Source organism: Kribbella sp. VKM Ac-2566 (assembly GCF_004366005.1).
In the GTDB taxonomy this organism is placed as follows: domain Bacteria; phylum Actinomycetota; class Actinomycetes; order Propionibacteriales; family Kribbellaceae; genus Kribbella; species Kribbella pratensis.
Genome location: NZ_SODT01000008.1, coordinates 722,678 through 742,374, shown reverse-complemented (window position 1 = coordinate 742,374; position 19,697 = coordinate 722,678). Strand labels below are relative to the sequence as shown.

Genomic DNA, 19,697 nt, shown 5'->3' with positions numbered 1-19,697 from the left:
ACACTTCCTCCTGAAGCACGAAGAGACCCTGACCGCGCGATGCGGTCAGGGTCTCCTTGACGAGCCGATGGCTAGTCGTTGACCAGCTAGTGGCCGGGCTAGTGGCCGGTCAGCCGACCAGGACCGCTACGACGGACGCGGAGGCTGCGATCTCGCCGCTTCCGGCCGAGCTGGCGTCGTCGTTGTAGCCGAAGGCGAAGACCTCGACGGTGGTCGCCTTGTCGACGGTCACGACCTTGACTGTGGAGCCGGTCAGTTCGCGGTCCTTCGCGGGGGAGATCTCGGCGCCGAGGATGGTGCCGTAGTCGGTGCCGAACGCCGTGTCGGAGGCACCGACGCGGAGGGCGAGCTGCGGCCGGGTGCCTGCGGCGCCTGCGGTGGTGCGGGCGAAGAACGCGGTCGAGTTCAGCAGCCAAGTGCCGGGCTCGAGCTTGAACTCGCCCACCTTGGTCTTGTTGGTCTTGAACGACCCGCCGATCTTGTCGATCGTCACGGCCTTGAAGTCGGCTGAGACACCGGCCTTGCCGTACATGTCCGTGTTCTTGAGGAATGCTGCGCGATCGCCCGGCACGAGCTTGCTGGCCGGGATGCTGTTGTCGACGACCTGCGACGCCGCGACCGAGCGCGGGCAGAGCGGGTACGACAGGGTTTTGCAGTCCGGCCGTACGGCGCCGTTCGCCGCGACCGTGACACCGACCAGCACGCCGGCCCCCAGTACGGCGGCCACCAGCAGTCGGCCACCTTTGGTGTTGAAAACCTTCTTGATGTTCACAGGGTTCCTTCCCCTCCATCCCCGAGGCCCCCTCGGGATACTGGAAGGAAGCTAGCCCAGTTCCCGGTCTAGGCCAATAGGTACGCCGAAATATATTCGTGGCGAATCAATTCGGGAACTTCAGGCACCAGGCGGTGAGCGTGACCTTGGCCGTCGTGCCGAGGTCGGTGTCGACCGGCCAGGTCACCGGTCGCTCGTCGCGGTGGCGCGCGACGGCGAGATAGGTGCCGGAGGCCTTGTCCTCGGCAACTTCCACGGTGCTGGACCAGGAGACTGCGGCGAGCGCCGATTCCCCTTTACGCAGGCGGATCCGGGTTGGGCCTGGGTCCCTTGCCATGTACGACGTACCGTGCTCGATCGTCACGTTCATCGTTCGTCGGCGAGCGTTGAGTACGGCAACGTCCGGGTAGCCGTTGACGGTGATCGGGGCGGTCCGGCAGTTCGTCAGCTTGAGTACGACGGCTCGATGTCCGAGGGCCGGCTCAACAGGCCCGACGGTGATCATCGCGCCCGATGCGGGACAGGTTGGCGGGGGAGGGGTCGGCGTGCGCCGCCCCACTGTCGGAGTCGGCGTACTCACGCTCGCCGACGTCGGCCCTCCACCTGGCCCGCCCGCTGCCTCAGTTCCGCAGCTCGTCAGCAGGACGAGCCCACCGACCATCCCCACCCACCCCCAGCGATGCATTCCCCGAACTTACCTGCCCCGTGGTTGAGGTCCGGAAAATGCAGAAGCCGGGCTCCTGTGGAGGCCCGGCTGGTGTGTTGCTCCCGCGACTGGACTCGAACCAGTAACCTGCCGGTTAACAGCCGGCTGCTCTGCCAATTGAGCTACGCGGGATCGTGGTGGTGCTCGAGCCCTCGATCCCCGAGGACCTGAGTAGGTTAGCAGGCGGGCGGCGAACTACAAAAACGGGATTCGGGCCGCTGCCGGGTCAGATTCCGAACTCGTCGCGAACCTGCCGGAGGGCAGCCTCGGCCGCGTCCACGACGCCGGGCTGGGTGGGCTCCAATCCCTTGTCCAGAACGAAGTTCCAGGTGACGGGCGCGTCGGTGGCGGCCGGGTTGCGGCGGCCGACGATGCGTACGCCGCGCTTGCCGGACAGCGGGACATGACGCTGTACGACGATGCTCGCGTCGACGCGCTCGCGGAGGAGCTGGCCGAAGCGGCCCGGGTCCTCGACCTTGAGCTCCGTGGCGCGCAGCGGGGTGCCGAAATCGGTGGTCTCGTAGACGTGCAGGACCGATGCCTCGGAGTCCCAGTTGGCGCGCTCGATCTTCTCCCAGCCGACCCGGCGGTCGGCGTCGGCGGCGTCCGACGGGAGGTAGACGGCGGCGCGAGTGCCGGCGACCCAGCGGCCGTTCGTCAGCTCGACGGCGGCCAGGACATCTTCCTTGCTCCCCGTCGACTCACGGGCGGCGGCCGACACGGCCGCGCCCAGCTCGCGCGGCCAGGGACTACGCAGAAGTCTCACACCTACATCATCCCAGCCACCCCAAGAAGCCGATCAGCGCACTCGATCGGCGCGGTTGAGTGCGGTTGTTGGTTAGGCGACGTAGTCGCGGAGTTGGGGGAGGGCTCGGCGGCGGAGCTGGCGCAGGGCTTCTCGCTCCAGGGCGCGGACCTTCGCTGTGTTCAGTCCCAGTTGCGTGGCGATCTCCTCAGCGGTGGACGGGATATGGCCGTGCAGCCCGTACCGGCGGTGGAGCACGGACTGGTGCAGGTCGTCGAGAAACTGGAGGTGATGGGCAAGGTCCCGGCGCAGGGCGGCTCGCAGGACGATCGGGTCGTCGTCGATGACCGGGTCGGTGTCGTCGAGATCGAGCGTCTCGGGTTGCATCCGCCACGCCTGCGCCCGCTCGATCCGCGCGATGCTCAGCCCGGTCGCCCGCGCGAGTTCCGGCGTACCGGGTTCACGTCCCAGCTCCTGGGTCAGGTCGTGGCGCGCCGACGCCACCCGGGACGCGTCGGCGTACGCCTGGGCCGGCATCCGGACCAGGCGCGACCGGTCCGAGATCGCCCTCCCGATCGACTGGCGGATCCACCAGATCGCGTACGTCGAGAACCGGTGCCCGAGTCGGTGGTCGAACCGCTCGACCGCCCGCATCAGCCCGATGTTCCCCTCCTGGATCAAGTCGAGCAATGAGATGCCCTTCCCGCCGTACCGCCGGGCGAGGGACACGACCAGGCGCAGGTTGCCCTCGATCATCCGCTGCCAGGAGTGCCGCCCGAGCGCGACCACCTTCTGCAGGTCGCGCGGATCGTGCCGCCCCGGATCGCCGGCCAGGCGCTCCGCCGCCAGCAGGCCGGCCTCGATCCAGTACGAGTGCTCGTTCACCTCCTCCAAGGTCAGTAGTTCGTGCTGTCCGATGTCACGCAGGTACGCCACCAGCGCGGTGATGTCCGCCGGTTCACAGTCGAGATCTCCCATTCCGGACCCTTCGCCGCCAATCTCCTTGCCAAAGAGAGTGCCGCGATTCGACCCACCCAGGACCGGTGACTTCGAGTATGTGGATAACTACATCGAGTCAGATCCAGGCGGGGTACGACGGCGCGAGCGCGGCGTATCGGTCGGACCAGTCGGGGATCTCGGCGTCGTCGAGCCAGGCCTCGAGCCGGTCGAAGAAGGCGTGCGTGCCGGGAATGAAGCCGCGGGCGTGCTGCTCGGACAGGCCGGTGTGGGTGAAGGTGAGCAACGTCCCGTCGCCGTCCGGGCGGAGCTCGTACCGCACGACACCGTCTTCGACGATGCGCTGGCGCCACTCGTGCTCGAGGACGTGCGGCGGGTCCCAGACGAGGATCCGGCCGGTCAGCCGCTTGGCGTCCGGCGCCGCCGGGGGATCGGTCGGGATCATCTCGATGCTGCCGCCGGCGCGTCCGTCGATCTCGGTCTCGCCGAACCAGGCCTTGCGTTCGAGGGGATCGGTGAGCGCGGCCCACACCCGCTCGATCGGGTGCGGAAGGTGGCGCCGGAAAGTCATGGTGGCGCGGTCGCCGTCGATGGCGAGCTCGCCCAAGCGGTCAGAGCCGGTCAAGCGGTCAGAGCCGGTCAAGCGGTCAGAGCCGGTCAAGGGGTCAGTCATGCGGGTGCTCCTCGGGGTTGTCGGCCAGATGCTGCTCGAGGGCGTCGAGGTGCCGCGGCCAGTACTTGCGGTACCGGCTGATCCAGTTCTCGATCTCGATCAGCCGGTCGGCGCGCAGCACATAGATCCGCTTCTGGCCCTCCGGCCGTACGTCGACCAGCCCGACCTCACGCAGGATCCGCAGGTGCCGCGACACCGCCGGCTGCGTCAGCCGGTGCAGATGCTCCACCAGTTCACCGGCCGGTCGCTCCCGCTCCGCGAGCAGATCGAGTACTTCCCGCCGGCTCGGCTCCGCGATCGCCTCGAACACGTCCATGCCGAGAAGTATTACAGCAAGCGTATATAGAGTTCAAGTGATATATCTCAGGCGTACGCCCGGAGGCCGCTGAGGAGGCCGTTGTGGAACGGGTTCGCGTCGACCGCGTCGAACCAGGCCGTGCCGGTGGTCAAGGGCTCCAACGGCGGGATGGTGACCGGGTCGGGGGAGGGGGTGGGAGGACCGCCGCGGAGGATCTCGTCCTCGACCTCGGGCGCGGGCATGTCCGGCAACAACACGAACGAGTCGGCGAAACCGTTCCCGGCAAAACCATCCCCAGCAAAACCCGCGAAGGTGGCAGCTGCGCGAGCCGAGGCCGCGGCCGGATCGCTGCGGATCTTCTCCAGGTCCGCAACCACGGTCTTCCAGGTGATAGCCGGGTCGCCGTAGTCGATTGCGCGCGACAGCCGGCCGACCTTGATCGGCGTCGCCTCCGGCGCGAGCGGGGTCATCAGCGACCGGAGGCCATAACGGGCCCGACCACCGACAACCACCAGCCGGATGTCGGCCTCGGTTGCCTCGATCACACTGCGGTACGTGCCTGCTGCAGAACGCCGTACGACGACCAGGTCCGCGAGTGCGCCGGGCTCGAGCCGGCCGATCGGACGCGGCCAGACGCCGGACAACGCCTCACCGGGATTCGACGTCACCATCCGGACCAGTTCTTCGTCGGTGAAGACCGAATGCGTCTTGTTCCACAGATCGGCAACCTTCAACTCCCACAGGACATTTCGCGTCCCCGACGGCGCCCAGTCGGACCCGAGGCACAACCGCACCCCGGCCGCGTGCGCGGCTTTCACATCGGCCGTTGCCCCGTACAACCAAAAGTTCGAGAACGGTGACCAGACCAGACTCGAATTCCCCGCCTTCAGCGCCGCGAAATCATCGGCATTCAAGGCTCCGCCGTGAATCGCGACCAACTGCGGTTTCACCACGCCGACGTCGGCCAGCAGCCGGAACTCGGAGCGCAGTTTCGGATCCGACCCCTCCGCCGAATGCGCGATGAATCCACGCCCGGCCTGCACGGCGGCGGCGTACGGCGCGAGCGCTGCCGCACTGTCGGCAACGAGCGTGCTGACCCGGATGAAATCGTCGTGCGTCCCGAGTTTCTCCGAGTCGATGTTGCGGATCAGGTCGTTGTCCGGCGGTACGGCGCCGCGCGGGTTCCCCTGGATCGACGTCGTACCGCCGACGATCGCCCGCGTCTCGACGTACCGCAGCAGCGCCCGCCCCGCGGTGGCGCCGAGCAGGCGGGCCGGCTGGCTGATCTGTTTGCTGTACGTCGGCGCGCGGCCCCACTGGTTGTGCGAGGTCCACGGAACCGTGCGTGAAGGCTCCGTCCACAAGGGCAGGCTGTTGTACATCAAATGGTTGTGCAAATCGATCAGTCCCGGGCAGATCAACCCGCCCGCGGCGATTCGCGGCGCGTTGCTGAATCCCGCCGGGACGGGATCCAACGGCGTGACCGCCGCAATCAGCCCGTCGTCACCGACGTACACCGCGCCGCCGGGCAGAACTTCCCCGCCCGATCGCATCGTCATCACGGTTCCACGCAGTACAAACATGGCCCACCCTCCCGTAGAATCCCCGTTGCCGCCCCTGGTCATGAGCGTATCGCCGAGGGGGAGGTAGTTCGATGGGTGATTTCGATCCGGGCCCGCCGGTCATGGTGGCGCGGCACTTCGCGAAAGTTCCCAGTTACGCGGATTTCCGGGAATTGTTCTGGTACGACTGGGGCCCGGTCTTCTACCGGGGACGGCTCAATCGCAAGGCGCGGCTGCTCGCGATCGCGTCCGACCCGGGCCCGACCGAACGCATCGCGGGCCGCACGCTGGTCGGCGACGCCGGTCAGCGCGTGCAGGGCTTCCTGGGCAAGCTCGGCCTGACTCGCAGCTACGCACTGGTCAACGCATACGCCTACGCGCTCAGACCGTCTCGCGCACAGCAAGCGGCCCCATTGCTCTCCAGGCCTGACCAGCTCGCCTGGCGCAACACCTTGCTCGACCTCATCACGGGTCCCGAGTTGCAGGCGATCGTCGCGTTCGGCGCCCAGGCGCGCTCAGCCGTTCAGCTGTGGACCGACAGGCCCGACGTACCGCTGTTCGAGGTGCCGCACCCGTCGAGCCGCAGCCCGAAGGTGCTGGTCGACAGCTGGCGGAACGCGATCACCGAGCTGCGGGCGATCGTGACGCCGGATCCGGACGGCGACAACACGGTCCCCAACTACGGCGTGAAGTTCGCCGAGTCCGACTATGCGCCGATCCCGGCGCGGGACCTGCCGTTCGGCGTACCGTCGTGGCTGGGAAACGACGCCTGGGGACGCAAGGACAAACCGCGGCACAACAACAGTGTCGAACGTCCCGGCACCGACCTGTTGAACACTCTCGTCTGGCGGGCGCCGAAGCTCGGCTGAAATGGTCCGTGGCTGGCGCTACCTTGGTCGGATGCGAGTCGCCACGTGGAATGTGAACTCGGTCAAGCAGCGGATGCCGCGGCTGCTCGACTGGCTCGACGAGCGGCAGCCGGATGTGGTGTGCCTGCAGGAGACGAAGCTGGCGGACGACGCGTTCACCGCACTCCTGGGTGAAGAGCTGACCGCCCGCGGCTACGAGACCGGCCTGTACGGCGCCCCGCAGTGGAACGGTGTCGCCCTGCTGTCGAAGGTCGGACTCGAGGACGTGGTGATCGGCGTGGAGGGCGCGCCGGGCTTCCCGGACCCGGAGCCGCGCGCGATCGCGGCGACTTGCGGCGGCATCCGTGTCCACTCGCTCTACGTGCCGAACGGCCGCGTCCCGGACTCCGATCACTACCACTACAAACTCGCCTGGCTGGCGGCGCTGACCGAAGTCGTGGCGAGCGGACCGGCCGATCAGATCGTCTGCGGTGACATGAACATCGCCCCGACCGACGCCGACGTCTTCGATCCCGCGGCGTACGTCGGTCAGACGCATGTGACCCCGCCCGAGCGGCAGGCGCTCGCGGAACTGATGGCCGCGAAGGACCTGCACGACGTCGTCCGCGACCGCTGGCCGGATCACCGCATCTTCAGCTACTGGGACTACCGCGCGGGCATGTTCCACCAGGACCTCGGCATGCGGATCGACCTGATGCTGGCCACCGAACCGGTCGCCGAGCGGGTCAAGGCCGCGTGGATCGACCGTAAGGCACGTAAGGGCACCGGCCCGAGCGACCATGCCCCGGTGATCATCGATCTCGACACCGCACCGGATGGCGACATCGGTCCGGTCGTGCCACCGCCGTCCGCGCCGCGGACCGGCCGGAAGAAGACCACCAAGCTTCCGCAGAGCCGCTGACATGCGGCGCCTTGCTGCGGTCGCGATCCTGGTGCTCGCGACCCTCACCGCCTGCAGTGACGACAAGGCTGACGACAACCCGCAGCCGATCGCCTGGACCACGGTCGATGTAGGCCCGGCGGAGCCTGTCACGCTGACCGCCAACGACAAGCAGCTGCTGATCGGTCTGCGGCACCGCGGCGCCAAAGTCGTCCCGGAACTCCAACTCCTCGACAGCACGGGTAAGCGCACTCCGATCACGGTGAAGCCCAACCCGGCCAGCCCGTACGCCTTCGAGGCGATCTGGTACTCGATCGCGTACGACGGCAAGCAGCTCCTCGCGCTCGGTGGAGCCTCCGGCGGCGCGCACTCCAACACCCGTTGGACGGTCTGGACCGGCACTCCGCAAACCGGACTCGTCGAGAAGCCCCAGAACTTCTTCACCTTCGGCGGCCAGGACGCCGGCGACCTGTACAGCGCCGTCATCACCCCGAGCGGCGGCGCGCTGCTCGGCTCCTGGGGCGGCGTGCAGACGGGCAACGACGCGATGGTCTGGCTGCCGCAGAGCGACGGCAAATGGGTCAGACAGGACCCGTCGAAGACCGCGTTGCAAAGTACGCCGTCCCTCCTGGTCGGGCCGGGCTTCGGTACGACGCTCGGCGACGGCATCGTCCTCGTCGGGTCGCAGGTCCGGCTCGAGCCCGGCACCGTCGCTCAGGAGGCGGCGGTCTGGCGATCCACCAAGCTCAACCAGGGCTGGACCCGGATCGTGCTGCCCGATCCCGGCGGCCGTAGTCAGGCCAAGACCGCGACCTGCGCGAAGGACTGCGTGATCTCCGGGTACGTCGACGGTCAGCTCGCGATCTGGCAGCTCGATGCCTCCGGGACGGCGAAGCGGCTCCAAGGCGTGCCGTCGATCCCGGTGGGGGACAAGGACAAGCTGCCGCCGCCGATCGTCGACGGCGACAAGGTCGTCCAGGTCGTTGCTCAGGACAACAAGGTGAAGGTGCTCACCGGCCGGGGCGGCCAGTGGACCGTCCAGGACGCGGTAGGGCCGGAGGGCAAGGTGACCGACGCCGTACTGATGCCGGATCGCAAGCTCTACCTGATCGCCGGCACCTCGCTCTGGCAAACCACGCTCAGCTGATCAGACCCTTCACGTACGCCGCCTGGCCCGAGTGCTGCGCGCAGTCGTCGATCACGCTCACCAGCCGCACTCCGAGCGTGACCGGCGGGTTCCATCGACGGTCGACGATCCGGTCGAGGTCGTCGTCGGTCAGCGTCCGCAGGAACTCCGCGGTCCGGGCGTGGACGGCGTCGTAGTACCCGAGCAGCTGATCCGCCGAGAGCTTCACGAGCCCGACCTGGTCGGACGTGTGCGCATACCCGGTGTCGGCCTCGTCGAGCGGCAGTCCGAGCCGCTCGAACCATCCGTCGGCGGTGTAGACCTGCTCGTACCCGCCGGCGTCCGCCAGGTGGTCGTCCTGAACCCGGGTCAGGTGCCAGACCAGCCAGGCGATCGAGTTCGCCGTGTCACTCGGCCGCGTCGCGAGCGTCTTGTCGTCGAGCCCGGTCACGACGTCGTGCAGGACCTCCTGGACCCTGCTGTGTGCGTCGAGGAGCAGTTCACTTGTCTTCATACCTGCCACCGTAGTCTTCGCTACAGACAGTTCAACGAGAGGGAGAACCGTGGAATATCGCACTCTCGGCGCGAGTGGCGCCGTTGTCTCGACGTACGCGCTCGGCACCATGACGTTCGGCAACGAGACCGACGAGGCCGGGGCGCACGAGCAGCTCGACCGGTACGTCGAGGCGGGCGGCAACTTTGTCGACACCGCGGACGTGTACACGGCCGGGGTATCCGAGGAGATCGTCGGCCGCTGGCTGGCGAAGAAGAGCGCCGACGTCGTCCTCGCGACGAAGGGCCGGTTCCCGACCGGTGACGGGCCGAACGACGTCGGTACGTCGCGTCGGCACCTCCGCAAGGCGTTGGAGGCGTCGCTGGAACGACTCGGGGTGGACCACATCGACCTGTACCAACTGCACGCCTGGGACCCGGTCACGCCGCTCGAGGAGACGCTCAGCTTCCTCGAGGACGCCGTACGCGCCGGCAAGATCTCGTACGGCGGCCTGTCGAACTTCACCGGATGGCAGTTGCAGAAGGCCTGCGACCTGATCGCGCACCGCGGATGGTCGCCGCTCGTCACGCTCCAGCCGCAGTACAACCTGCTCGTCCGGGAGATCGAGTGGGAGATCGTCCCGGCCGCGCAGGAGAACGGGCTGGGTCTGCTGCCTTGGTCGCCGCTCGGTGGCGGATGGCTGACCGGCAAGTACTCGTTCGAGGAGGAGCCGGCAGGTGCGACGCGGCTCGGTGAGAACCCGGACCGCGGTGTCGAGTCCTGGTACCGCCGCAGCCGAAACCAACGCGTCCGCGACGTGGTCGACGCGGTCCGCGAGATCGCCGAGGCCCGCGGGATCTCGATGGCACAGGTCGCGCTCGCGTGGCTGGTCGACCGGCCCGCGATCACGTCGGTGATCCTCGGCGCGCGCACGCTCGAACAGCTCGACGACAACCTGGCCGCGGCGGACCTGCACCTCACCCCGGAGGAGACCGCGAAACTCGACGAGGCCAGCGATCCGGGCGCGGCCGACTACCCGTACGGCGGACCAGGCATGGCCCAACGCGGGCGACCGATCGCCGGTGGGCGCTCCTGAGAGAATCCTCAGCTAGCTGAGGGATTCTGAGAGGAAAACACCCCGGCGTTCAGCACGAGTTCGTCTTTCGGGGTTTCGTCGGGCCGGGGCGCTGGCGGAGGCTTGGGGAGCCGACGAGCCACCATCGGGGTGGCTCCCGGCTCGCACAGCCTGAAGGAGAGTCAGCAGTGTTCGTTCGCAGCAGGCGCAGGCTTGTCCTGGCCGCCGGACTCGGCGCGACGCTGGTCGCCGCAGCCACCGTCCCGGCCGTTGCCCTGGGCCACAATCAAGGCGCACCCACGACCACTCCGATCGAGCACCTGGTGGTGATCTTCCAGGAGAACGTGTCGTTCGACCACTACTTCGCGACGTACCCGAACGCTGCGAACCCGGCCGGCGAGCCGGCGTTCACGGCCGCCGCCGGCACGCCGGGAGTCAACGGCCTGAACACCCCGCTCGCGGCGCCGAACAATCCCAACTCGACCCAGCCCTTCCGGCTCGGCCGGGACCAGGCGCAGACCTGCGACCAGGACCACAACTACGCCGACGAGCAGAAGGCGGTCGACGGCGGACTGATGGACAAGGTCGTCGAGACGGTCGGGCGCGGTGACGGCACCTGCGCCGACTACGGCCACGGCAAAGGCCTGGTGATGGGGTATTACGACGGGAACACCGTCACCGGTCTGTGGAACTACGCCCAGCATTTCGCGATGAGCGACAACTCCTACGGCACGACGTACGGTCCGTCGTCTCCCGGCGCGGTCAACCTGGTGTCGGGTCAGACGCACGGCTTCAGCGCGGACGGCGACGCCGTACCGGCCGCCACCGGGACGATGATCGGGGATCCGCAGCCGGCCGGCGACAAGTGCAACACGCGCGACAGCTCTACCGTGACCGACCCGAAGAACAAGAACGTCGGCGACCTGCTGAACGCGAAGGGCGTCAGCTGGGGCTGGTTCCAGGGTGGATTCGCTGACTGTACGGCGAAGCACACGGACGTCGGCGGGGTCAGCAGCGTCGACTACATCCCGCATCACCAGCCGTTCCAGTACTACAAGAGCACGCAGAACCTGCAGCACACGCCGCCGGCATCGGTCGAGGAGATCGGTCACAACGGTCCGGCGAACCACCAGTACGACTTGAAGGACTTCTGGGCCGCCGTCGACAACGGCAGCATGCCGGCGGTGAGCTACCTGAAGGCAGCCGCGTACCAGGACGGTCACGCCGGCTACTCGACCCCGCTGGACGAGCAGCACTTCGTGGTCGACGCGATCAACCGGCTGCAGAAGACGAAGGACTGGAAGAACACCGCCGTCGTGATCGCGTACGACGACAGTGACGGCTGGTACGACCACCAGGTCGGCCCGGTGGTGAACCAGTCCAACGACCCCGCGCACGACGCACTGACCGGAACGAACTGCGGGACGAACCCGGCCCGGATCGCCGGCGGCTATCTCGACCGCTGCGGGTACGGCCCGCGGCTCCCGCTGCTCGTCGTCTCGCCGTATGCGAAGCGGAACTTCGTCGACCACACCACGACCGATCAGACCTCGATCCTCAAGTTCGTCGAGGACAACTGGAAGACCGGCCCGATCGGCAACTACTCCTTCGACGAGAAGGCCGGTTCGCTGAACACCTTGTTCGACTTCGACCACAAGAACAAGGCGCTGTACCTTGACCCGGTCTCCGGTCAGCCGGTGGAGCACTAACATTCAACAGCGACGCGGAGAGCGGCGTACGACGCACCAAGCGCACGCCGCTCCTCCGCGAGCATTGTGGGCATGATCCCTCCCCCTGAGGAGAGCCGATGACCGATGGCAGTCCGATCGGGGACGTGGTGGCGCGGATGCGGCAGCGGGCCGATGAGCTGCCGCCGGAGCTTGCGCGGCGGCGGTTCTTCCTGGAGACGTATCTGCGCACCACGCAGGCCGTGGGACGGGCGATCGACCAGGGCTCGTTCGAGGATCCGGAATGGGTCGAGGTCTGGGACGTGAAGTTCGCCGAGCTGTATCTGCGCGCCCACGACGCGGATCTCGTGACACGGGCGGCGGAGGGCAGCGACGTGCCTCGCCCGTGGCGCCTGGCGTTCGATGCTTCGCCGGAACTGCCTGCGTTGGCGCACGTGCTGCTCGGCATCAACGCGCACGTCAACTACGACCTGCCGCAGGCGCTGCTCGCGGTCATCGGCGACGACGACTTCCTGGATCCGCAGCTGATGGACAAACGCCGGCGCGATCACGAACGAATCGACACTGTGCTCGCGGAACGTGTCGCGGCGGAGGACGGTGAACTCGCTGCGACCGGCCCGCGCAGCCTGATCGATCGCGTCCTCACGCCACTCAACCGGCTGGCGTCACGACGCTTCCTGCGCGAGTCCCGGCAGAAGGTCTGGCACAACACAGTCGAGCTGCAGCAGGCGCGCGTACAAGGCAGCTATGAGAAGCGGCTAGGCGAGCTAGAGGTGCTGAGCGCGGCGAAGGTCGCGGATCTGCTCAGACCAGGACAGGTACTGTTGCGGCTCGCAGTGACCGGCTTCGGCGTCACCCTGCCACCTCCCTAGCTCGGGAGCACGCCAGACCAGAGCACGCCCAACGCAAGGCAAGCAAGCGTGACCAGACCGAAGACACCGACCCACATCAATGCCGGTACGCCGGTGAGGCGCCGGAGCTGATCCGCGTCGGAGCTACGTCCCTGACCGTGCCGCCGCGAGCGCTGCAACTCCAGCACCGCACGTGGCGCGGCCAGGAGCAGGAACCACGTGAGCAGGTGCGCGAAGGTGGACTGCACCGAGGGAGAGCCCCACCACGTCACGCTGAACACCACGGCGCCGAACACCAGCACCGACCACAGCCCGAACAGGTTGCGGATCTGGAGCAGCAAAATCACCAGCGCCGCGAGCAGTCCCCACAGCAGCGCAACGGCGTACCCGCGGCTGAGGACGAACGCGGCAGCCAGGCCGAACAGAGCGGGACCGGGGTAGCCGGCCAGCAGTACGGCGATCATCCCACCGCCGGTCGGCTTGCCACGGGACACCGTGACGCCGGAGGTGTCCGAGTGCAGCCGGATCCCGGACAGCTTGCGGCCGACCAGCGCGGCGATCAGCCCGTGCGCGCCCTCGTGCGCGATCGTCACGACCTGCCGCGTGTGCTTCCAGATCGGGCGCCAGGCGATCAGCAGTAGCGCGGCCACTCCCGTACCGATGACCAATTGGAGCGACGGCTCCGGCTGAACCGACGTGATGTTGTCCCAGAACTCCTTCACCCGCCCATCCTTGCAGCCCGGTGGTCAACTACTGGGGAAGGGGATGTGGACGGTGACTCGTTCGCGGAGTTGTTCGCTGATCAGCCACAGTTCGCCGCCGGTGATCACGAGATGTCCTGGTGGAACGGCGTGGCGGGCCGTTGACATCGCCTGGTGCGCGGATCACGGTGGAGGGATCGCGGCCCGGGGAGGGGCCCGCCGTATTGGGGGGACAATGTCTCAACCACGCACGACCAAACGCCAAGCCAGCAAGACCGCAGCCAGCAAGACCGCAGCCAAGAAGACCGCAGCCAAGAAGACCGCAGCCAAGAAGTCGGCACCGAACAAGACCGCAGCAAGAAAGACAGCAACGAAGAAGACCGCGGCGAAGAAGACCGCGGCGAAGAGGACGACGGCCGGCAAGACGGCCGCGCGCCGGCCCGCGGTGCGGGAAACAGTGACGGACGCAGCGGCCGCTGTCCCGTTGGCGGACTTCCTCGACGCGGCCGGCACGCTGACGCTCGACCAGCGGAAACTGCTGGTGGATCAGGCGCTTCTGCTGCTGAGTGAGAACTACGTGCACCTGCCGTTGAAGGTCGCGATGCACGCCGTCAACCCGTTGCAGCGGCTGCGCGTGATGCGCGCGCGGATGGAGCGTCAGACGGCGGAGACGATGCAGGCCGAGTGGCTGTTCCATCGTGAGATGTCGAGCATCTTCCACTCGGTCCGCGATCTGCACACCAACTACCTGCTGCCGGCGCCGTTCGCCGGGAAGATCGCGTTCCTGCCGTTCATGATCGAGAAGTGCCACGACGCGGACGGCCCCGACAGCTCCGAGCACTACCTGATCACCCGCACCATCACGGGCTACCAGGCCCCGCAGTTCGGCCCGGGCGCCGAGGTGACGCACTGGAACGGTACGCCGATTGCTCGCGCCGTCGCGCTCAACGGCGCCGTCTTCGCCGGGAGCAATGAAGCTGCCAACCTGGCCCGCGGCCTGGAGTCGCTGACCCTGCGCCCGCTGGTCATCCAGGCCCCGCCGGACGAGGACTGGGTGACCCTGACCTACGTCGGCCTCGACGGCTCGGAGCAGGAACTGCGCGAGCAGTGGAAGGTCACCACGAACCTCCCGCCGATGACGGACCTCGACGCGATCAGCGAGGCCTCTGCGTTGATGGGTCTCGACCTCGACTCCGACGAGAAGTCGCGCGCGAAGAAGGCTCTGTACGTCCGTGACGTCGTCGAACTGGAACGCGGGCAGAGCTCGGCCGAGCTGGCCGCCCCGGCCGCGGTCACCGGCGCGGATCTGCCGACCACGATGCCTGGTGTCTTCCGGGCCCGTGAGGTCGTGACGACGTCCGGGACATTCGGGCACCTGCGGATCTTCACGTTCAGCGTGCAGGATCCGGTCGCGTTCCGGGACGAGTTCGTCCGGCTGGCCGCGGCGCTGCCGCAGAACGGCCTGATCGTGGACGTCCGGGACAACGGCGGCGGGCACATCTACGCCAGCGAGTTCACGCTGCAGACGATGACCCCGCGGCGGGTCGCGCCGGAGCCGGTGCAGTTCATCAGTTCACCGCTCAATCTGCGGATCTGCCGCCGGCACCAGGACAACCCGGCCGGGATCGATCTCGGTCCGTGGTTCGACTCGCTGGACCTGGCGATCGAGACCGGGGCACAGTACTCGGCGGCGAAACCGATCACGCCCGAGGACGGCGCGAACGACATCGGCCAGACGTACCACGGACCGGTCGTCCTGATCACCGACGCGCGGGTCTACTCGGCGACCGACATCTTCGCGGCCGGGTTCGCTGACCACGAGATCGGCACGATTCTCGGCGTCGACGACAACACCGGCGCGGGCGGCGCGAACGTCTGGACACACGGTCTGCTCGCGGCCCTGCTGAACGAGCCGCCGCCACCCGACGAGACCTCGCCGTACGTCGCGTTGCCGAACGGCGCGAACCTGCGGGTCGCCATCCGGCGCACCCTGCGGGTCGGGAAGCTCGCCGGTACGCCGGTCGAGGACCTCGGCGTCAAGCCGCAGGAGACCCACCGGATGACGAGGGCCGACCTGCTCGAGGGCAACGTCGACCTGCTGAACAAGGCCGGCGAGCTGCTCGCCGCGCTCCCGGTCCGCCGACTCGACCTGAAGACCTCCTTCAGCGGTACGACGCTCACCGTCGCGATAGATGCCCTGGGCATCGACCGCGTCGACCTCTACGTCGAAGGCCGCCCGATCAGCTCCGAGGACTACACCGCCCCGGTGAGCATCGACATCTTGGACGTGACTCCCGGCCAGCTCCTCCGCGCGGACGGGTACGACGCGGGCGATCTCGTCGCATCCCGGCGGCAGGTCGTCTAGAAGGGCGGACCGCCACCACTCACCAACCGCGCCCCGGCCGCTTGTTCGAGCGTGACGCGCGCTGCGCCGGGCGGGTTGGTGAGTGGTGCAGGTCCGCTAGGTTCAACTCATGCCGACTCTGCACCTGACCGCCGACGAAGAGGCGATGCTCGGCGGCCGGGACGGGGACGGCGTGGCGCTCGCGATGCGGGTGATCGTTGGGCAGGCGCGGATCTCGGACGCGCCGCGGCTGGTCGAGATCACGTCGTCGCACGTCGACTCGTGCCTGTACCACGGTCAGGTCAGCCTGGACTTCGCGCACCGCCTCGTCGACCTGGGCGCCCGGGTACGCGTTCCGACCACGCTCAACGTGGGCTCGACGGACCTCATCCATCCAGACCTCGTCCGGGATCACGAGCTCGCGGCGGCGGGCCGGGAGCTGATGGCGGCGTACGTCGAGCTCGGTTGTACGCCGACGTTCACGTGCGCGCCGTACCAGCTCCCGCATCGCCCCGCGCTCGGTGAGCACATCGCGTGGGCGGAGTCGAACGCGATCGTGTTCGCGAACTCGGTGCTCGGTGCGCGCACGGATCGGTACGGCGACTTCCTCGACGTCTGCGCGGCGATCACCGGACGAGCGCCGTACGCCGGACTGCAGACTCCCGAGGCGAGGCGCGGAACTATGGTGTTCGACTGCCGCCCATTGGGCGAGTTCACCGACCTGACATATCCGTTGCTCGGTCATCACATCGGATCGGTGGTCGGCGCCGAAATCCCTGTACTGCTGGGGATTCCGTCCGACGTGGGAGAGGACGACCTGAAGGCACTCGGGGCGGCCGCCGCATCGGCCGGCGGTGTCGCGTTGTTCCACGCGATCGGTGTCACGCCGGAGGCGCCGACATCGATCGACGGTCTGCCTGTGCGAGTGGTTGACCTCGAGACACTGCAGCGCGTCCGGCGCGAGTTGTCGACGGTCGCGTCAGAGCTGGATGCAGTGAGCATCGGTACGCCGCACGCGTCGTACGCCGAGTGCGTCCAGCTGTCCGAGCTGGTCGTGGGACCGCCCTTGAAGTTGCCGTTCTACCTGTCGACCGCTCGTGCCACCCGCGAGCGCCTGGCCGAGAACGGCGTACTGCAGGTGTTGGAGGCCGCCGGGGTAACGGTCGTCGTGGACACCTGCACCTACATCACGGCAATCCTGTCGCCCACCTGGAAGTACGTGATGACGAACTCGGGCAAGTGGGCGCACTACGCACCCGGCAACATCAACGTCTCCGCCATCCTCGGCTCGCTCTCGGAATGCGTCGCCTCGGCCCGCGCCGGCCACGTGGTGCTCGACTCATGATCATCCACGGCCGAAGCCTGCACCCCGGCACCGCGACAGGTACGCCGATCCGCCTCACCGCGCCGCTGTCCTTCTGGGGCGGCACCGACGCCGAGGGCCGCATCGTCGACGCGCATCACCCGCAGTGCGGCGCCGTCCTCACCGGCCGGATCCTCCTGATGGAATCCGGCCGCGGCTCCAGCTCCGCCTCCAGCGTCCTGGCCGAACAGATCCGCGCCCGCACCGCGCCCGCCGCGATCATCCTGTCCCGCCCCGACCCGATCATCCCGCTCGGCGCCCTCATCGCCGCCGAGTTGTACGACATCAACCTTCCGGTCGTCGTCGCGTCGTACGACGCCATCCCCGCCGGCGCCCTAGTGCAGGTCACCGACGGCACGATCACCTGGTGACCGACGCATCAGTACGGCGGTTGCCGCGAACAGGACCGCGCACGCGGTGAGTGCGAGCGGGAGCGTGGTGAGCCGGGCGATCGCGGAGATGGTGACACCGCAGACGATCTCGCCCAGGTACTCCAGTTGCGCGAGGAACGAGTGCGTGGTCGCGCGGATGTCGGCAGTCGTACGGGCGTTGACCCAGATCGTGCTGATCACGCGAGTGAGCGGCGTGACGATCCCGTTCAGCAGTACGACGGCGATCGCGCCGAGGACCGGATCACGCGCGAACGCGAGTAGCAGCATCGCGAGCACTCCGACGAGGGCGGCCAGTGCGTAGTCGGTCGCGGCGTGCGCGCCGTTGATCCGTTGCGTGACGAGTCTGAGTACGACGGCGCCGACAACCAGAGCGGTGACGCCGAGGGCGGTGAACCAGACGATCGGGTCCGGCGTGCTCGGCAGGCCCAGGTCGAGAAGCTGCTTCTGGGTAAGGCGTCCCGCGGCATCCGAGGCGCCGTTGACGAGGAAGGTCGCGGCGAAGATCAGCAGGATCGCACGGCTCCGTCGTACCAGCGTGACGCCGCGGCGGAAGGTGTTCCAGGACGCCGACCAGCGGGCGGTCCGAGTGGGAACGAAGTTGTGTTCCGTGAAGCGGAACGCGACGTACAGCCCGAGGGCCGCCATCGTGGCGCCGGCGAGCACGATGGTGAGGTCCCGCCGGGTCGCCCAGGCGAGGAGCCCGAGGAGAACGAGACCGGTCGCCGCGCCGGCCAGCTGTGCGCGGGCGGCCCGCGCGAGGACCACATTGATCTCCGACGGCCGATCCAGTTCGTCGGTGATCAGCGCGACGTCGGATCCGCTCGCGAAGGTCCACGAGATACCCCATAGGACCTGCGTGGCGAGCAACGCGGGGAACGACTCGAACAGTCCGGTCGCGAGCATCGCCGTACCCATCAGCACCTGGGAGATCACCAGGGACCACTTGCGGCTGATCGTGTCGGCGATGACGCCGGCAGGTACTTCGAAGACCAGCGCGAACGCACTCTGCACCGACCCGATGAGCACGAGCTCGGCGGGGGAGAGTCCGGCGTCGACCACCAGATAGACGCTGGTGACCAGCCACCACCCGTTGTGCAGGACCGCTCGCAGCCACGTCCACCGGATGAAGACCGTCACCATGCGAGCACTCTCCCGAGGACGGCACCTCGCGTCGACCGATTTAGCCGGGGCCTTCACCATGCCGGTGTGAGTTGGTTCATATTGTTCGCAACTATCAGCATGTTGCGATAATTTGAAAGAGTGCCAGGGATCACACAAGAAAACGAATGACCGTTCTTGATCTGAGGGCGGCCGGCGGCGCAGGGTGGAATTTCAGAGAACGAGCGTTCGGTTTGATGTGGGGGTCGGCATGGCGCAGGTGACTCTGGAGCGGGTAGGGCAGCCGAGTGTGCCGGAGCTGGGGCGGCATCGCGGTGGGATCTGGCGGATCGTCAAGGAGATCGCACTGCTCGCCGCCCTGTTCGGGGTCTACAACCTCGGCCGCTTCCTGTCCGCGGAGCATGCGGGGTCGGCGTTCAAGCACGCGGACGAGCTGATCCGCTGGGAGGCCTGGCTCGGGCTGCCGAGCGAGGCGACGATCCAGCATCACGCGCTGAAGATCGACGGCCTCGCCCAGCTCGCCAACGTGTTCTACGCGAGCGTGCACTTCCCGCTGACCGCGGTGGTGCTGCTCTGGTTGCTGATCCGCCGCCAGGCCGAGTACGGGAAGGCCCGCTGGGCGCTCGCGTCACTGACCGGGCTGGCGTTGATCGGGCACATGTTCTTCCCGCTCGCCCCGCCCCGGATGATGCCGGGTTGGGTGGACACCGGGGTGTTGCTCGGTCAGTCGGTCTACGGACCGAGCGCGCACTCCGGGGTCGCGAACCAGTTCGCCGCGATGCCCAGCCTGCATGTCGGCTGGGCGTTCATGGTCGCGGCCTTCCTGATCCGGACGACCCGGTCACGGTGGCGCTGGCTGTGGATCGCACATCCGTTGCTCACCTTCACGGTTGTCGTGGTCACCGCGAACCACTACTGGCTGGACGGGTTGGTGGCGATCGCACTCGCCGTACCGCTGCTCCTGATCTTCAACAGCTCCTCGTCGCCGCGGACCAGGAACGGCGCGCGGTCCACGACCGAGCGTGCCGTCGCCGCGCCGATGTCGAACCAGAGCCCGATCAGCTCGAGCCGGCCTTGATCCTC

General features: G+C 67.9%; 20 protein-coding genes and 1 tRNA gene. 10 read left to right on the top strand and 11 right to left on the bottom strand.

Features of this window, described 5'->3' with window-relative positions:
* Positions 1 to 109: 109 nt before the first annotated feature.
* The 8 genes from EV647_RS06435 to EV647_RS06400 all read right to left on the bottom strand — a co-directional run bounded on the left by EV647_RS06435 (position 110) and on the right by EV647_RS06400 (position 5,710).
* Positions 110 to 772 (bottom strand): hypothetical protein, encoded by a 663-nt coding sequence (locus EV647_RS06435; RefSeq protein ID WP_133999818.1) that lies wholly within the window; start codon positions 770 to 772, stop codon positions 110 to 112.
* Between the two features lie 106 nt (positions 773 to 878).
* The gene (locus EV647_RS06430; RefSeq protein WP_255517901.1) at positions 879 to 1,433 is read right to left on the bottom strand and encodes a DUF4232 domain-containing protein; all 555 of its coding nucleotides are present in this window, start codon (positions 1,431 to 1,433) and stop codon (positions 879 to 881) included.
* 104 nt (positions 1,434 to 1,537) lie between these two features.
* Positions 1,538 to 1,610: transfer RNA gene (locus tag EV647_RS06425), tRNA-Asn, on the bottom strand.
* A gap of 94 nt (positions 1,611 to 1,704) precedes the next feature.
* Positions 1,705 to 2,244, bottom strand: a complete 540-nt coding sequence (locus EV647_RS06420; RefSeq protein ID WP_238175177.1) for a hypothetical protein — start codon at positions 2,242 to 2,244, stop codon at positions 1,705 to 1,707.
* 72 nt (positions 2,245 to 2,316) lie between these two features.
* Complete coding sequence (locus EV647_RS06415; RefSeq protein WP_133999810.1) at positions 2,317 to 3,201, bottom strand: RNA polymerase sigma factor RpoD/SigA; 885 nt, start codon at positions 3,199 to 3,201, stop codon at positions 2,317 to 2,319.
* Between the two features lie 97 nt (positions 3,202 to 3,298).
* Complete coding sequence (locus EV647_RS06410) at positions 3,299 to 3,853, bottom strand: SRPBCC family protein (RefSeq protein WP_133999807.1); 555 nt, start codon at positions 3,851 to 3,853, stop codon at positions 3,299 to 3,301.
* On the bottom strand, positions 3,846 to 4,169 hold the full coding sequence (locus EV647_RS06405) for a helix-turn-helix transcriptional regulator (RefSeq protein WP_133999804.1): 324 nt from the start codon (positions 4,167 to 4,169) through the stop codon (positions 3,846 to 3,848). The genes EV647_RS06410 and EV647_RS06405 overlap by 8 nt, the downstream gene beginning before the upstream one ends.
* Positions 4,170 to 4,216: 47 nt before the next feature.
* Positions 4,217 to 5,710: an amidohydrolase family protein gene (locus EV647_RS06400; RefSeq protein WP_166680229.1), complete on the bottom strand. Its 1,494-nt coding sequence runs from the start codon at positions 5,708 to 5,710 to the stop codon at positions 4,217 to 4,219.
* Positions 5,711 to 5,805: 95 nt separating this feature from the next.
* Here EV647_RS06400 and EV647_RS06395 point away from each other — a divergent pair, with 95 nt between their 5' ends.
* From EV647_RS06395 to EV647_RS06385, 3 genes are read left to right on the top strand one after another with little or no spacing between them, the layout of a single operon-like run.
* Positions 5,806 to 6,582, top strand: a complete 777-nt coding sequence (locus EV647_RS06395; protein WP_133999799.1) for a uracil-DNA glycosylase family protein — start codon at positions 5,806 to 5,808, stop codon at positions 6,580 to 6,582.
* Positions 6,583 to 6,613: 31 nt separating this feature from the next.
* Positions 6,614 to 7,483 carry an exodeoxyribonuclease III gene (locus tag EV647_RS06390; protein ID WP_133999796.1) on the top strand — a complete coding sequence of 290 codons (870 nt, stop codon included), beginning with the start codon at positions 6,614 to 6,616 and terminating at the stop codon, positions 7,481 to 7,483.
* Between the two features lies 1 nt (position 7,484).
* Positions 7,485 to 8,609, top strand: coding sequence for a hypothetical protein (locus tag EV647_RS06385; protein ID WP_133999793.1), 1,125 nt, complete (start codon positions 7,485 to 7,487; stop codon positions 8,607 to 8,609).
* On the opposite strand, the gene EV647_RS06380 is transcribed toward EV647_RS06385, so the two are convergent.
* On the bottom strand, positions 8,602 to 9,102 hold the full coding sequence (locus EV647_RS06380; protein WP_133999790.1) for a DUF664 domain-containing protein: 501 nt from the start codon (positions 9,100 to 9,102) through the stop codon (positions 8,602 to 8,604). The two genes, EV647_RS06385 and EV647_RS06380, sit on opposite strands and share 8 nt — an antisense overlap.
* Before the next feature lie 49 nt (positions 9,103 to 9,151).
* Between EV647_RS06380 and EV647_RS06375 the strand changes: the two genes are divergently transcribed.
* From EV647_RS06375 to EV647_RS06365, 3 genes are all read left to right on the top strand, one after another.
* Positions 9,152 to 10,177, top strand: a complete 1,026-nt coding sequence (locus EV647_RS06375) for an aldo/keto reductase (RefSeq protein ID WP_133999788.1) — start codon at positions 9,152 to 9,154, stop codon at positions 10,175 to 10,177.
* Positions 10,178 to 10,344: 167 nt separating this feature from the next.
* A complete protein-coding gene (locus EV647_RS06370) occupies positions 10,345 to 11,865 on the top strand; it encodes a phospholipase C (RefSeq protein WP_133999785.1) in 1,521 nt (506 codons plus the stop codon).
* Between the two features lie 98 nt (positions 11,866 to 11,963).
* On the top strand, positions 11,964 to 12,716 hold the full coding sequence (locus EV647_RS06365) for a DUF5995 family protein (protein WP_133999783.1): 753 nt from the start codon (positions 11,964 to 11,966) through the stop codon (positions 12,714 to 12,716).
* Here the strand turns inward: EV647_RS06365 and EV647_RS06360 are convergent.
* Positions 12,713 to 13,417 (bottom strand): M50 family metallopeptidase, encoded by a 705-nt coding sequence (locus EV647_RS06360; protein ID WP_133781438.1) that lies wholly within the window; start codon positions 13,415 to 13,417, stop codon positions 12,713 to 12,715. The two genes, EV647_RS06365 and EV647_RS06360, sit on opposite strands and share 4 nt — an antisense overlap.
* Positions 13,418 to 13,631: 214 nt before the next feature.
* Between EV647_RS06360 and EV647_RS06355 the strand changes: the two genes are divergently transcribed.
* From EV647_RS06355 to EV647_RS06345, 3 genes are all read left to right on the top strand, one after another.
* Positions 13,632 to 15,761, top strand: coding sequence for a S41 family peptidase (locus tag EV647_RS06355; protein WP_133999780.1), 2,130 nt, complete (start codon positions 13,632 to 13,634; stop codon positions 15,759 to 15,761).
* Between the two features lie 109 nt (positions 15,762 to 15,870).
* A complete protein-coding gene (locus tag EV647_RS06350) occupies positions 15,871 to 17,085 on the top strand; it encodes an aconitase X catalytic domain-containing protein (RefSeq protein WP_133999777.1) in 1,215 nt (404 codons plus the stop codon).
* The gene (locus EV647_RS06345) at positions 17,082 to 17,474 is read left to right on the top strand and encodes an aconitase X swivel domain-containing protein (RefSeq protein ID WP_133999774.1); all 393 of its coding nucleotides are present in this window, start codon (positions 17,082 to 17,084) and stop codon (positions 17,472 to 17,474) included. The genes EV647_RS06350 and EV647_RS06345 overlap by 4 nt, the downstream gene beginning before the upstream one ends.
* Here EV647_RS06345 and EV647_RS06340 read toward each other — a convergent pair.
* Positions 17,439 to 18,635: an MFS transporter gene (locus EV647_RS06340; protein WP_238177053.1), complete on the bottom strand. Its 1,197-nt coding sequence runs from the start codon at positions 18,633 to 18,635 to the stop codon at positions 17,439 to 17,441. The two genes, EV647_RS06345 and EV647_RS06340, sit on opposite strands and share 36 nt — an antisense overlap.
* A 229-nt stretch (positions 18,636 to 18,864) precedes the next feature.
* On the opposite strand from EV647_RS06340, the gene EV647_RS06335 reads away from it, so the two are divergent.
* The gene (locus EV647_RS06335; protein WP_202876051.1) at positions 18,865 to 19,692 is read left to right on the top strand and encodes a phosphatase PAP2 family protein; all 828 of its coding nucleotides are present in this window, start codon (positions 18,865 to 18,867) and stop codon (positions 19,690 to 19,692) included.
* The last annotated feature ends 5 nt before the right edge of the window (positions 19,693 to 19,697 follow it).